The organism is Candidatus Cloacimonadota bacterium, assembly GCA_021734245.1.
Lineage (GTDB): Bacteria > Cloacimonadota > Cloacimonadia > Cloacimonadales > TCS61 > B137-G9.
This window is the reverse complement of the sequence record JAIPJH010000074.1, coordinates 1-15,857: the sequence shown is the minus strand read 5'-3', so window position 1 is coordinate 15,857 and position 15,857 is coordinate 1. Positions and strand designations below refer to the sequence as shown.

General features: G+C 38.2%; 9 protein-coding genes. 6 read left to right on the top strand and 3 right to left on the bottom strand.

Annotated features, from left to right (window positions below; translation table 11 throughout):
• Positions 1-111: 111 nt before the first annotated feature.
• Positions 112-1,563 carry an APC family permease gene (locus tag K9N40_10480; GenBank protein ID MCF7814893.1) on the bottom strand — a complete coding sequence of 484 codons (1,452 nt, stop codon included), beginning with the start codon at positions 1,561-1,563 and terminating at the stop codon, positions 112-114.
• A 734-nt stretch (positions 1,564-2,297) separates the two neighbouring features.
• Here K9N40_10480 and K9N40_10475 point away from each other — a divergent pair.
• Positions 2,298-2,717, top strand: coding sequence for a hypothetical protein (locus tag K9N40_10475; GenBank protein ID MCF7814892.1), 420 nt, complete (start codon positions 2,298-2,300; stop codon positions 2,715-2,717).
• 92 nt (positions 2,718-2,809) lie between these two features.
• Here the strand turns inward: K9N40_10475 and K9N40_10470 are convergent, their stop codons facing one another.
• Positions 2,810-3,376, bottom strand: a complete 567-nt coding sequence (locus K9N40_10470; protein MCF7814891.1) for a transposase — start codon at positions 3,374-3,376, stop codon at positions 2,810-2,812.
• Between the two features lie 589 nt (positions 3,377-3,965).
• Between K9N40_10470 and K9N40_10465 the strand changes: the two genes are divergently transcribed.
• The 5 genes from K9N40_10465 (at position 3,966) to K9N40_10445 (ending at position 15,387) form a co-directional block, all read left to right on the top strand.
• Positions 3,966-6,365: an ABC transporter permease gene (locus tag K9N40_10465; GenBank protein ID MCF7814890.1), complete on the top strand. Its 2,400-nt coding sequence runs from the start codon at positions 3,966-3,968 to the stop codon at positions 6,363-6,365.
• Positions 6,366-6,401: 36 nt separating this feature from the next.
• On the top strand, positions 6,402-8,738 hold the full coding sequence (locus tag K9N40_10460; protein ID MCF7814889.1) for an ABC transporter permease: 2,337 nt from the start codon (positions 6,402-6,404) through the stop codon (positions 8,736-8,738).
• A gap of 390 nt (positions 8,739-9,128) precedes the next feature.
• Positions 9,129-10,136, top strand: coding sequence for a hypothetical protein (locus K9N40_10455; GenBank protein MCF7814888.1), 1,008 nt, complete (start codon positions 9,129-9,131; stop codon positions 10,134-10,136).
• A gap of 3 nt (positions 10,137-10,139) precedes the next feature.
• Positions 10,140-12,494, top strand: a complete 2,355-nt coding sequence (locus K9N40_10450) for an ABC transporter permease (protein MCF7814887.1) — start codon at positions 10,140-10,142, stop codon at positions 12,492-12,494.
• A gap of 496 nt (positions 12,495-12,990) precedes the next feature.
• On the top strand, positions 12,991-15,387 hold the full coding sequence (locus tag K9N40_10445) for an ABC transporter permease (protein MCF7814886.1): 2,397 nt from the start codon (positions 12,991-12,993) through the stop codon (positions 15,385-15,387).
• A 160-nt stretch (positions 15,388-15,547) separates the two neighbouring features.
• Here the strand turns inward: K9N40_10445 and K9N40_10440 are convergent.
• On the bottom strand, positions 15,548-15,857 hold a 310-nt coding region (locus K9N40_10440; protein ID MCF7814885.1), incomplete at its 5' end, for a hypothetical protein.

Here is a 15,857-nt window from a genome sequence, read left to right as displayed (position 1 = left end):
TTCTACAAATTTTGAGTGTCTCGCTTTTTGAAAAAGTGCCTATTTTGCAACTACTTACAAAATCGGATTACAGAAAAACTACACCCTCCGATTCTAAACAATTGGTATTGTTTAACTTATAACAGGACAGTAGTGAGATTTTATATCTTCCAAAACTATGCCATTTATTACTGCTTCATCGAATTCATCATGCACGATTTCATCACGCTGATTTAAAATGGAGCGAAGTTCCCGTTCCAGAGATGATGATGCGATACGTTTGTCGGTGATCCTCGCGATCAAATGCAGGAAAGCATACTCAGTTTTAGAAAACCGTCGGCCATAAAGCAGGTAAACTAAAACTGAAAATAACAGAAATCCCAGACTGATCTCGATGGTTGCCAAACCCATATCAACTACGAAAAATCCCAGAAGTAATATCGTGACGATCTGCAGCCAGGGATAAAGTGGAGCTTTGAAAGAGGGTTGATAATTTCTGAGTTTGCTTTCCCGCAGGATTATCACGGCAATATTTGCCATGATGTTTGCACTCAATATCACAGTGGAAGCAGCTTTCACCAGAAGTTCAAGCGGCAACTGTAAAGTTCCGAAAATAAACAGGCCGGTTATCAGAAGCGAAATAACTGGAGTCTTTCTTTTTGCATCCACTTTTCCGATCCAGCCTGGCAGAAGTTGATCTCGACTGAGAGCCAGAGGATAGCGGGAAGCAGACAAAATTCCAGCTACAGCAGTTGTTACAAATGCCAGAACTGCCGCAATAGTGATTATCACAAATCCCGGACTTCCCCAGAAAATTCTGGCTGCGTCAGCCAGTGGTGTGAACGATCCTGCAAGTTCTTTTCCTGGCAATACGCCAACTGTAACAAATAAAAGCACCAGATACAAAACTGAAACTACAGCCACTGCAGTTATCAATCCCAGCGGAATATTTTTACCGGGATCTTTCACTTCTTCGGCTACGCTGGCCACACTGATAAGTCCTCCAAAAGAGACAAAAACAAAACCAGCAGTTATGAATAATGAATTCGTTCCATGCGGTAGAAAAGGTGAATATCTTTCTATGGAAATGTGGGGAAATCCAAAAATAGAAAAAGCTGCTAATATTACAAGTAAACCAACTACCAGCCAAAGTTCCAATCGGGCAACTTCTTTTACTCCGGCAATATTCAGAATTACAAATCCACTGGTTAATATCAAAGAATTTATAATAAGAGGTGAACCTGTCAAAAGGAAGATCACTTCCGAAAGTCCAAAAATAGCAAATGCACTTTTCAGGGAAATAGCAACCCAGCCGAACAGCCCGGAAATTGTTCCTGCCATTGGTCCCATACTGCGATTCACAAAATAATAATCACCACCGGCTCGTGGCATAGCAGTAGAAAGTTCGATTACACTCAGCACTCCCAGAAGTGCCAGAATTCCAGCAATGAAATAAGAGAGAAAAATAGATGGTCCGCTTTGCTGAAAAGCTAATCCTGGTAAAATAAAGATTCCAGAACTTATCATTGCACCAGCTGCGATGCTGAAAACATGCTTAAAAGTGAGTTCTTTTTTTAGTTTCATATTCACCTCAATTTATTTAAAGAGAAAATAGATGAATTTATGAAAAAGCTGCAAGAAAAATTTTGTAAATCTTGAATTCAACCTTGAAAAGGTTTAAGAGAATGAAACTTCCTTGTAAATCTTTTCAAGGTTATTCAGCCATGTTCATCTGCGGTTCGATCTTTCCTTTATCGCTTCTCTGCCTTTTTCTGTTTTCTTTCATAAAAGTTACTTACTTCTTTTAGCCGTGCAAAGATAGACAAGCTGTAAGAGAATGTTCATTTCTTTTGTACCAACAAAATAAACGAACCAAAGAAAAACTCGTCATGTTTACAAATGCGTTTCTTCCTGATTTTCTTCTTCGAGGAACCTTCATGCCCTGAGTCTTCGACTCGCAGTTTCGGTAATTTATGTGGATACGAAAATCAGGCGCTGTAAACATGACTTTTCTTTACCATAAGAGTTTGCAGTTGAAGTTTTATAAGTATAGAACTGAGATATAACAATTTTTTCATCGAACCTTTAAAAAAATAATCTAATTGCATTCTGATTTTGGAATTTAGTTTGTCAATTAGTTCACTTTGATCAACAAAATTCTTCTCCGCTCTACTTCGGATTTTTCCAAGTTTTCCTCACATTATCAAGGGTAGATACCAAAGGTAGAGAAAAAATGTATGACTATTCATTTTTTATGCTTGCCAATAAAAGCTTAACAAAAATCTAGGTACAAAAAAACATAGAAATAGGAGGACAAAATGAAATTTAGATTTGTATTATTGCTGATTGCTTTTGCTGCAATCATGATGACAGGATGTACTTATGGTGGTGCTTTTGTTTCCACGCACCAAACCAGTGTAGAACTTTCGGAAGCAAACTATCAGATCGCACTTACCGATGTGAAAGGTGAAGCAGATGCCGGTTATGTTTTTGGTGCTTCTTTTTCTGCCGGAGTATTCACAGAAACAATAGCTCTTTTCCGTGTTCAAGGTTCGGGAATGCTTTATCAGGAAGCTCTGAGCGATCTTTGGGAAAACATTGAAAAACAATACGGCAGCATAGAAGGCAAAAAACTGGCTCTTACCAATGTACGCTACGATTCAGATTGTTTGAATCTTTTGGTGTTCACAAAAGCAAAAGTGATCGTTCGTGCCGATGTGATTGAATTTAAAGAGTAAAATTCTAATTTGAACAAAATTAAGGCTGCTCGATGTTGAGCAGCCTTTTTGTTTTATAAGGAATTTTTTTCCATTAATTCATAAATTGGCATCTAATAGTAGTCATCATTCTTCCATTTTTCAGGATTCATTCTTATGTAATTTCGGATATTATAAAGCGATTTTTCATTCCTGATGATATGATCACAAAACCTCGACTGCCAGGCGAAATCGGGGTTGATCTTACGGGCATTAATAGTACAAATCCGTTTGTATTGATTTATTATTACACCCAATGTTCCCGGTTTCCATTTTGGGTTGATACCATCATTTTCCGTTTTTGATTTTTTTCCTGTAGAGACGTCCAATTTGGGCGTCTCTACAGGATTATCAATTATCAAAATCCCATGAAAATGATTTGGCATAACGATAAATTCATCCAACAAAATAAATGGAAAATGTTCGGGAATTTCCAACCAGTATTTTCTGGTAATTTCACCGATTTTTGACAATTTCATTTTAGGTTTCGATTTGTTCGATACAGGGATATCTTTTATATCGCCCAAATAGCAAATTCGATTTTTTGTGCAAATGGTGATATAATAATAACCATTATTTGAATAATCCCATGATGATAATCTGGCAGATGGAATGCGGTATTTATTTTTGAATTTTTGCATTAGAATTAGAATTTATTTAAAAATTGTTCAACATGATTCTCAAAATTAGGGTAAAAAATAGATCATTTTATTACCGAAATCTATGATTATTTTCTTCGTAACCAGTAATACCAGCAAAATTACTTCTTTTCAATTATTTCTCCTTCATTTTCCATCCAATTTCAAAAGTTATTCCGAACCTGTGAGTTTGATCAATATTTGTCAAAAGAAAAATTAATTCCAGACTGGAGTTCAGAAGAAGACTGGACTTCAGGATGAAAGAGATTTCAGACTTGACTAGTGTATAAAATCCGAATCGAGAATGACAAAATTTATTTGCATTCTCGCTTTTTCCTATTCTCCCTTTCTTCTGTTATAATCTCGGCGTAGTTCAAACGAAGCCGGATATCCCATTTTCACAACTTCACCCAATCACCCAATCACCAAATCCCCCAATCCCCAAAGCATACCTGTCCGCTATCGTACACAGATCGTACTCAAACGGACAAATAGAGCTTTCCATTAAACCGCATAATTCTTTATTTTTAAGGTAATTATGATTTGGCATGTCAATTGCAATAAATATAAGAAAAAAAGTGTGGGGAATTAAATGTTCAAAAATTATTTAAAAGTTGCTTTTCGCAATATATTTAGGCAGAAAACCTATTCGTTCATCAATATTTTTGGATTTGCAATCGGATTGGCTGTTTGCCTAATTATTTCATTTTATGTTATCGATGATCTGACATACGATCGGTTTCACAAAAATGCTAAGTACATTTATCACCTTCTCACAGTTGATAATTCAGAAAATGAGGGAGCTCTCAGTTATTCGATTACCTCGGGTCCGCTGGTAGCTGCAATGGCAGATAATATACCAGAGATCGAAGCTGCTACACGAATAACGACTTTTGGAAATGTAGGTTTTGGAAATGTGCTGGAAGAAGGTGAAGAAGAGATCAATGAAAGAATGAATGTTCTGTGCCTGGTTGCGGATACAGAATTCTTTAATGTTTTTGATTTCGAAATCTTATCTGGAAATACCGAAAAACCAATGGAAGATTTAAATGGAATTTATATTACACCAACTATTGCAGAAACACTTTTTCCAGATCAAGATCCTATCGGAAAACCAATTCTGGCAGGCCGCATGCAGAATGCCTATATTGCTGGAATTGTGCAGGAATGTCCGCAAAATTCTCATTTGCAGTATCAGGCAATAGTTCCACTAAATATTCAGAACAATCCTGTCTGGTGGGACAGCTGGGAAAATCTTGCTCTTATCGGTTATTTCCGAATTAACGAAAATGCTGATCCTGCAGTTGTAAAAAGTAAATTGATTGAACATGCTCGAGAATCTGGTTTTGCCGAAGTTTTTAAACCAGATATGCAACCGCTTCTGGATGTTCATCTTGGTTCCGGTCACCTGCGTTATGATTTTGTAAATTTCAATCCCAACGACAAACTAAAAGTTTATACTCTTGGCATCATTGCAATTCTGGTTCTGGTGATTGCATCTATAAATTTTATAAACCTTTCCAGCGCTAGAGCTGCTCGCAGGGCTCGTGAAGTGGGAATGCGCAAAATTGTAGGAGGTGATAAAAAACAACTCTTTATGCAGTTTCTGGGAGAGTCGATCATCATCACCTTGATCGCGGTTGTGATTGCGCTGGCACTTTTTGAAATTGCATTACCACATTTGAATGATTTCCTGCAGAAAAATCTCAGCTTCAACTTGATCGAAAATTACACCTTCACCCTGATGATAATTGCTGTTTCTCTGATCGTGGGAATTTTGGCCGGCATATATCCAGCTTTGATCTTGTCCAATTTCAAACCCGTAAAAGTGCTTTCCGGAAATTTCACGACCAGTAAACGCGGAGTTTTGTTAAGACGAATTCTGGTGGTTGGTCAGTTTGCAGTTTCCATAGCACTCATCATTTCGGTCTTCATCGTTTCGCAGCAGATCCAATATTTGAATTCCGTCGATCTCGGTTATAATCGGGAAAATGTGGTTGTAGTTCCCAATTTTGGAAATAATCAGAATGGCAGAGCATTGAAAGAAGAACTCAAAAATTTAAGTTTCGTAGAAAGCATTGGAGTGATGAGTAATATCGGCGGCGGAACTCTGGTCAGGCTGGAAGTCATTCCGGAAGGTTTCAGTGAAGAAGACGGCATGATGTTCGATCGTTTGATGATCGATGATGATCTGGCAGAAACACTGCAATTCAGGGTTACAGAAGGTCGAGATTATTCAGTAGATTTTGCCTCGGATGTAGATAATACCTGTCTCATCAATAGTTCTGCTGTCAAAGCTCTGGGCTGGGAGAATCCGATCGGGAAAAGCATTGTTATGATAGATGAAAACGAAGCAAGACTGGCAAGAACAGTTGTGGGAGTTATCGAAGATGTGAATGTGACGACAACACGTCGCAAAGTGAATCCAATGATACTGATCCATTCCGATCAATTTTATCCTCGATTTTTGGTAAAACTTAAACCCGGAATTGATGACGAAGTATTTCCGGAAATTATGACTATTGTGGAACAATTCAACGAAAATGCTAATTTTCAGCTGAGATATTTCAACGAAATTTTCAATTTCCAATTCCGCCAGGACAGGGCATTTGCCACTAACATTGCTGTGTTCTCAATTCTGGCAATCCTGATTGCATGTCTGGGATTATTTGGATTGGCTTCCTTCACAACTCAGCAGCGTAGAAGAGAAGTAGCGATCCGCAAAGTGATGGGCTCTTCAGTTCGTTCCATCGTATTTCTGCTCGCTAAAGAATTTACCAAATGGATAATTATAGCCAATATAATTGCCTGGCCTTTGGCCTGGTTTGCCATGCATAAATGGCTGCAGAATTTCGTTTATCAGACAAACATGAACTTGTTGTATTTTATCGGTTCAGGTTTGCTGGCTCTCATTATTGCTTTTGTTACGATCAGTTTTCAAACGATTCGAGCAGCTAATATCAATCCGGTGGATGCACTACAATATGAGTAATTATAAATTTGAAAAAAATTGTTATTGGAGTATAAAATGATCAAAAATTATCTTAAAGTTGCATTTAGAAATATTGTTCGTCACAAAGGATTTTCATTTATCAATATAACAGGATTAGCCATCGGAATGGCAATTTGCATTTTAATAATGCTGTGGGTTCAGGATGAATACAATTTCGACAGATTCCATCAAAAAGCAGATAATATTTACCGTATTTTATTTTCTTATGATGTAAATGGAGAAACCCGACAACACTGGCGAACTCCACCACCACTGGCAAGGACAATCAAAGAAAAATACAGCAGCATCGAGGATGCAGCCAGATTTCATAATGAAGGCAGCGTGCTGGTGAGTGTGGGAGATAAAAAGCTTCAGCAGCAAGCTGGTTATACCGATAAAAGCATTTTCAATATTTTTACTCTTCCATTTGCCAAAGGAAGTGTCGATACAGCTTTTGAAAACCCCAATTCGGCTGTCATCAGCCAGGAAATGGCAGATAACTTCTTTCCTGCTGAAAATCCGGTTGGAAAAACGATTACCATAAATAATGATTTTGATTTGAATGTGGAAGGTGTGCTGAAAGATATGCCGGCTGGAAGTCATCTACAGTTCGATTTTTTGATGCAGTTTGCACGGCTGCCGGAAGTGATGGGATACGGCGGTGAAGATGACTGGGGAGATTTTGGTTTCAATACTTTTGTGCTGCTTCCCGAAGCTGTAATTCCGCAGGTTGCTGAAGCTGATATAAATACCTGCATTGAAGAGATATCTCCTGATATGGGAAGAACTTTCTTCCTGCAGCCGGTCAGCAAAATTCATCTCTACAATCTGGATGGCAGTCCCGGCATGATGATCTATATATATATTTTCTCTTCGATCGCTGTTTTCATTCTGCTGATCGCCTGCATAAATTTCATGAATCTATCTACTGCACGTTCTTTGCAGAGAGCAAGAGAGATCGGCGTAAGGAAAGTGGTAGGTGCAGTAAAAAATCAACTCAAAATCCAGTTTATCAGCGAATCAATCATAATGGCATTTATTGCTCTTATTTTTGCAATTGTTTTAGTGGAATTAATGATGCCGATCTTCAATGATCTTACATCCAAAGATCTTGTATTTGATTTGCTGGGTAGCAATATGATCCCGGCATTATTGGGAATTGCATTTTTTACTGGAATAATATCTGGAATTTATCCAGCGTTTATGCTTTCATCATTCAAACCTGTAAGCATATTGAAAGGAGGAAAATCCAGCAGTTCCTCTGGTTTCAGGAAAGTGTTGGTCGTAGTGCAGTTCACACTTTCCATTATTTTGATTTTTTCTACTTTAGTTGTTTCCCGCCAGATGAATTTTATTAGATCAGAAAATCTGGGATTCAATAAAGAAAACGTAATTTATCTTCCATTGAATAATACTTTTTTCCAGAAATCTGATATTCTGAAATATGAACTTTTGAAAAATCCTGAGATCCTGTGTGTTACAAGAACATCAAGTTATCTTGGATTAGGACCAAAATGGTCGATGTCGGTGGATAATTGGGAAGGAAATGGCGGAGAACAAAAACTGAATCTTCCCCTGATTTCTGTAGATAAAGACTTCTTGAAAACATTTGATCTGGAACTGGTTGCGGGTGAGTTCTACGCCAAAGATTCCTACAGCGAAGAAGAGGAATTTGAATGGATTTTGAACGAATCTGCCGTCAAGATGGCAGGTCTTGAAGATCCGATCGGAAAAGCATTCGATCAGGGAGTTATCAAAGGCGTGGTAAAAGATTTCAATTTCCGTTCATTGCATAATAATATTCAACCTTTGGGCTTGGTGGCTGTTCCAGAATGGGATAATCATGTTGCTGTTAGAGTTACCGGAAAAGACCTGACTGCAACGCTGGATTATATCGAGAAAGTTAGCAGAGAAATTGCACCGAATTTCCTGTTTGAATACAGATTCCTGGATGATGAATTTGATAATTTATATCGCTCTGAGATCAGATTGGGAAGATTGTTCAATCACTTTGCTTTCTTTGCAATTATCATTTCCTGTCTGGGTTTGCTGGGACTTTCAGCTTTCATGATCCAGCAACGAACCAAAGAGATCGGCATCAGAAAAGTGTTGGGATCAAATGTAACGCAGATAGTAAAACTGCTATCTACCGATTTTACAAAATGGGTTGTTGTAGCCAATCTTGTAGCATTGCCGGTAGCCTATTTGATTATGAGAAACTGGTTGCAGAGTTTTGCCTATAAAACCGATATCAGTTTGCTCGTTTTTATTATTGCCGGAGGAAGTGCTTTGATGATATCGTTGCTTACAGTTAGCTTTCTCACAATTAAAGCAGCCAATATCAATCCGGTGGATGCATTGAAGTATGAATAACGAGTCAGACCTTGCGAAGGTTTTCGAACTTCTTGCTTAATCGAGCTTCGCAAGGTTAGAGATAAGTGGTGAGAAATGAGTCGGCTGCTCGAATAATTCGTTTTGTTTTGCAATCTATAATTCGAAACTTCTTCCTGTTTTCATGCTTATCTTAAAAAAAGAGGTAACAAATGATTAATAACAAAGTAATTTACATACTTGGATTTCTTATCCTGCTAAGTTCATTATCTGCTCAGAAGGAGTCAAAGGATCGGCTATTTGGGAAGGATCTGATAAAAACAATCAATCAGTTTCATCTGGAATTTATTATTACAAGCTCAATATCCCAAATTCGCCTGTGAAGAAAATGCTAATGATTAAATAAATTGGATTTTAGAAAGGAAGGAAGAAATGAAGATTTTAAAAACAGCAATAGTTACACTTGTTGCAGGATTATTTTTATCCTGCCAAGTGGAAGTACAAAATGACTTTCAAATGCTTCGAGGTGCATACATGGGGCAAACTCCCCCCGGTGATGAACCGGAAGTTTTTGCACCTGGTATAGTTTCTAACGGAATGAATAACCGCGATGTTGCCATAATGCCGGACGGCAGAGAAATGTATTTTTCAGTAGGTTTTGGAAACAACACTTACTCGGCAGTTGTTTTCTCTAAATACGAAAATGGCAAATGGTCAGATTTGGAAGTTGCACCATTTTCTACAGATAGTAAATATACCTATTATGAACCTTTTATTTCTGCCGACGGCAGTAAGATATTTTTTGTTACCAACCAGTCAATTGATGAAGACACAACAAGAACCGACAGTAATATCTGGATGGCAAAAAGGAAAGGTGATCAATGGGAAAAACCGCAACCGTTATCATCAAATATCAATACAGAAAACGGCGAATATTTTCCGTCGATCACCAAAGATGGAGTTTTGTATTATACAGGAGTAGATACAGAAAAAAGAGTAAACATCATACTGCGTTCCAAATGGGAAAATGGGAAATTCGCTGATCCTGAAATCCTGCCGGATCATGTAAATATCGGCCGTTCCCGTTACAATGCCACCATCTCTCCCGATGAATCCTATTTGATAATTCCGGTTTTTGGTGCTGAAGATTCTTATGGTGGAACAGATTACTACATTTCCTTCCGAGATGAAAACGATAACTGGAGTGATCCGGTGAATATGGGGCCAAAGATCAATTCTGCTGATGCCCATGAATGGTCGGCTTATGTAACTTCAGATGAGAAATATATTTTCTTTATGTCAGCCAGAACGGATAAGATAGCAAAACCTCAAAAGCTGACTTATTCGTATTTGAAAGAAATTTTTCCAAAACCACAAAATGGAAATGCTGATATATATTGGATGAAAGCCGATTTTATTAAAAGTCTGAACAAGGAGTAGATCATGCTGAAGAATTACTTTAAAGTTGCATTTAGAAATATTGCAAGACACAAAGGATTTTCGTTCATAAATATAATAGGATTGGCCATTGGTATGGCAGTTTGTATTCTTATCTTACTTTGGGTGCGTCATGAACTCAGTTATGATCGATTTCACGTGAATGTCGACAACATTTTCCGTGTAGTGGAAATGCAGGAACAATCCGGCGAACCGTTTCCGGTTGCGGTTACACCAGCAGCATTAGGACCGGCCATATTGGAAGATTTTCCTGAAGTTATAAATTTCACTCGTTTTCAGACCTACTCATTTGGCTACATTCCCTGCGGTGAGGAAATGCTGAAAGCTAATATTACGTTGGCAGATCACGGACTCTTCGAAATGTTCTCTTTTTCAATATTAGCAGGAGATAAACAAAAGATGTTTGATGATCTTTTCAATATGGTTATTTCAGAAGAAACAGCTTATAAAATTTTCGGAGATGAAAATCCGATCGGGCAAACTATCGAATTAAATGAAAACACCATTTTTAATGTAACAGGTGTTTTCCAGAATATACCCGATAACTCCCATCTGGATTTTGATTTTGTAGTACCATTTGAGATTCTGAAAGAATTCGGCGGTGACCTGGAAGGCTGGGGATCAAATTCCTATTATACTTATATTCAATTGCAGGAAAATGCAAACTGGCAGGAACTGGATAAAAAGATAGATAATTATCTGACTGATCATGATGCCGGCTATCCGGTTGTTGTAAATCTGCAGCCACTCACCGAGATCCATTTACATTCACATTATGTAGCAGACCTGGATGGACACGGTGACATTATTTATGTTCGAATCTTTTCTATAATTGCCTTGTTCATATTGCTGATCGCCTGCATCAATTTCATGAACCTTTCCACAGCTCGCAGCACCAAACGAGCCAGAGAAGTAGGCCTTAGAAAAATAGTCGGATCAAGCAGGAATAAATTGATCATTCAATTTTTTGGAGAATCTATTTTCCTGGCGATCATAGCGATGATCGTTGCACTTGTCTTCGTGGAACTTGCGATTCCGTTTTTCAACGATATCTCGGGCAAAGAACTCAGTCTTTTCAATAATTCAGGAGTGATCTGGCTGCTGCTTTTACTTACTGTCATCACTGGTTTGATGTCGGGAATTTATCCTGCTCTGCTGCTATCATCCTTTAAACCTGTATCGGTTTTGAAGAGTTCATTAATCGGAGGACAGCGAAAAGGAGTCTTTCGCAAAATATTGGTTATTGTGCAATTCTCACTTTCCATCATTCTGATAATCAGCACGATTTTAATTCATAAACAGATAAATTTCATCTTCCAATCAGATGTTGGCTTTAGTCGTGATCAGATCGTCAGCTTTAGTTCGCGGGGATTGTCTTCCGAAGATTTGAATGTTTTCAAAGAAGAAGTGAAAAATATTTCAGGGATAAATTCTATCACTGCAACCAGCCAATATCCCACCGATTTCGCCAATTCCGGCTATGGTTTCAAATGGGAAGGTCTTGGTGATGAGGAGCGCGTACTCATTCACAATCTGACGGTTGGTTATGATTTCTTTGAATCATTCGAAATGGAGATGGTGGAAGGCCGCAGTTTTTCCAGACAGTTTCCATCTGATACTCTGGCCTATGTGATCAACGAAAAAGCAGTGGAAGTGATGGGCTTTTCCAATCCGACCGAACAGATGATAGAAGACCTGTATGCCGAAATTTCCGGACCGATAATTGGAGTGGTGAAGAATTTTAATTATAAGCATATCCGCAACAAAGTTGAACCTTTGGTTATTCGTTTTGACCCCAACCTGATGGGAGTATTTCATGCGAAGATCCAATCTGGAAATATACAGGAAGTTCTGGATAAAATGGAAACAGTCTGGCAAGAATTTGTACCGGATAATCCCTTTGAATACAGGTTTCTCGATGATATGTTTGAAAGAATGTATAATGCAGAAAAACAGATGGGAAAAATTTTCGATTACTTTACCGGTTTTGCTATTCTCATTTCCTGTCTTGGTTTGTTCGGTCTGGCTTCCTTTATGACAGAACAGAGATTCAAGGAAATCGGCATCCGCAAAGTTCTGGGTGCATCTATCAGCAGTGTGATGCTGCTGCTGGTAAAAGAATTTACGAAATGGGTTTTGATCGCCAATATCATTGCCTGGCCTGTTGCCTGGTTTGTGATGAATAAATGGCTGCAGAGTTTTGCCTATAAAACGGATTTCGGTCTCTGGATATTTGTTGTTTCAGGTTTGAGTGCACTAATCGTTGCAGTTATCACGATCAGCTTCCGCTCCTTTAATGCTGCAATTCAGAATCCTGTGAAAGCGTTGAAATATGAGTAACGAGTCAGACCTTGCGAAGGTTTTCGGACTTTTTGCTTGATCGAGCTTCGCAAGGTTAGAGATGAATGGTGAAAAATGAGATTTGAGAAAAGGCAAAATATGAGCATCGAGTCGTTTCGTACAGCAACCAGCTTGGTCGCAAAGTTATCGACCTGGCAGGTCAATCTACAATATTTCTTCTGTACCGATAAAAGAAGTAGAGATAAGGCTTGTATGAGAATCGTTTGTTTCACAAGCCGATCCCTAAAAGAAAACTCTCGGCTCATAAAAGTCACTAAACTTTTATCGAAGAAGCTAAAGAATATTAACTCATTCCGAATATCTCCGGAATTCAAACAGAATATTCTTCTTAACGCTTTTTTCTCAAAAGTTCTAAACGAGATTTTTTATAATGCCGACATGTTTAAATTCTCATCTATCCTAAGATGAGATGAAAAGAATAAAATAGAGCAAGAACGCTAAAAAAATGAATTCATAAAACGGAGAATAAATTTAGATGTTAAAAAATTATTTACAAATCACATTTAGAAATATGGCCAGACATAAAGTAATTACACTTATCAATATTCTGGGGCTGGTTCTTGGCATTACAGCCTTTATGCTCATCATGATCTGGGTTGGTTTTGAGTTCAGTTACGACAAATACCACGAGAATAAGGATAGAATCGTAAGATTATGCGTTGATCTGGAAGCAGGCAGTCACATGATCTATCCAATGTCGATGCCACTGGCGGCACCAAATCTGATCGAAGATTTTCCAGAAGTTGTTGATGCAGCTCGCTTGGAAAATCCTACTCGGGTAAGTTTGAAAATCGGTGAAGAAACTTATCAGGAGGCGGGCTTTTGTCATGGCGATAATTCCATTTTCAATGTTTTCTCATTTCCATTTGTTCAAGGTGATAGCAATTCTGCACTGAAGGATCCTTTCACGGTTGTAATTTCACAAAATATTGCAGAAAATTATTTTGCAGAATCCAATCCAATTGGAGAAACCTTGATGATAAATGGAATTGGACCCTACACAATTACCGGAATATTTCAGAACATTCCGCAAAATTCCCATTTCAAATTTCAGTTAATGGCTTCCTTTTCTACACTTTTTGACCAGCAGAAAGAGATGATGGAAAACTGGTTTCACATCCAATTTTATACTTACCTGCTTCTAGATAAAAACGTAAATTGGCAACAGTTTGAAGCTAAGTTGCCGACCTTTGTAAACAAATATATGGGACAGATGCTGGATTCATTTGGAGCAAAATTGATATTCTTCATGCAACCACTAACTGATATTCATCTGTTTTCTGACCTGGCTGGTGATATCGCACCGCAAGCCGATATCAAATATTTGTATCTATTCATTGCAATTGCCCTGTTCGTTTTAGTGATTGCCTGTATAAATTTCATCAATCTGGCCACTGCCAATGCTTCCATCCGAGCCAAAGAGATCGGAATGCGAAAAACCATCGGATCGAATAGAAAACAGATCGTAATGCAATTTCTGCTGGAATCTGTGATCCTGTGTTTTATTGCCGTACTGCTTTCTGTTTCTGTTCTGGAAATGATCCGTCCATATTTTGGCGATATTTTTGGAACTTATATAGATCTGAGTTACTTAAATCTCTGGCAAATGACTGGAATAATTATGCTCTTTCCAATAGTAGTTGGAATATTAGCAGGTAGCTACCCGGCGTTTTATCTTTCTGGTCTAAAGCCTGTTAATGTATTGAAATCCGGTATTTACAAATCAAAAAATAGATCCAGCTTGAGAAGTGTGCTGGTGGTTTTCCAATTTGCTATTTCTATTATTCTGACAATTTCTACTCTCACTATTTTCAGTCAGATAAATTTCATGAAATATTCTGATCCTGGATTTAAAAAAAACAGTATGATCGTGATTCCCGGAGTTCGGCAGATCATTAAGCAAACTTCTCTGGAAGTACTAAAAAATGAACTTTCTGAAATTTCTGAAATTGACGGCATTGGATTTTCCTCGCTATTTCCCGGCAGGGGAACGCAGAAAGCGATCATGTTCCCGGAAGGTTTTGCTGAAGATGATCCGCAAATGGGAGAAAAACTATTTGTGGATGCAGACTTCATTTCCACGATGAATATTGATGTGGTGGAAGGTAGAAATTTTTCGGAAGAACTGGCAACCGATCCGCAGCAAAGTGTTCTCATCAACCAAACTGCAGTCCAAAAATTTGGTTGGAAGAAAACGGTCGGTAAAACTTTTAATATGAAAAGTCGTGACGGCGGCAGCTATAAAATGAATGTGGTGGGAGTGGTAAAAGATTTCCATTCAAGTTCTTTACACAATCCCATCCAACCGCTCATAATCTATTACAATACAGATCGAGTGAATTATCTTGTAATAAAGATCAACAGCAAAAACTTCGAAAAAACGATTCAGCTGATAAAGAAGAAGATCAAACAGATCAATCCGGATCACGTTTTGAAATACTATTTTTTGGATGAAACTTTGAATACTATGTATCGCAGGGATCAGCAGACAGGAAAGCTGGCACTTTATTTCAGTTCACTTTCTATTATTCTGGGATGTCTGGGATTGTTGGGATTAACTTCCTTCCTGGTGCAGAACAGAACTAAAGAGATCGGCATACGAAAAGTGCTGGGCTCATCGGTTTTAGATATTATTTTCCTGCTAACCAAAGAGTTCTGTAAACTTGTGGTGATCTCGGTGCTAATTGCCTGGCCCATTTCCTGGTTCATCATTGATAAGTGGCTGCAGAATTTTGCTTATCGCACAGAAATTGGAATATCTGTTTTCATTATTTCCGGTCTGTTTGCGCTTTCTATATCCATCATCACTGTTAGTTCGCAAACCATTAAAACAGCCAGATCAAATCCGGTGAAAACGTTGAAATATGAATAACGAGTCAGACCTTGCGAAGGTTTTAGAACTTTTTGCTTGATCGAGCTTCGCAAGATTAGAGATGAGTGGTGAGAAATGAGATTTGAGAAAAAGCAAAATATGAGCAAAGAGTCGTTTCGTGCAGCGACCAGCTTGGTTGCAAAGTCATCGACCTGGCAGGTCAATCTACATCATTTCTTTGCGCCGACAAAGAAACGTGGATGCCGTTTGAAGAAATACTTCTTTTGTCCGCAAAAGAAGTAGAAATAAGATTTCTGTGTTCACTGTTATCTCTGTTTCTCTGTGTTTTTAATCGAAAGAATTCCTCGCTGCTCTGCGTCGGGGTTTTCCAAAATTTCTCCCCTGTTTGAGGGGAGATGCCGAAGGCAGAGGGGTAAATAATGAAAATTCGATTTTCAGCTTGCTGAAATAAATTTAGCGAAATACACCTTGGCTCTGCCACGGTGATAGTCAAATTTAAGAATTTTCTT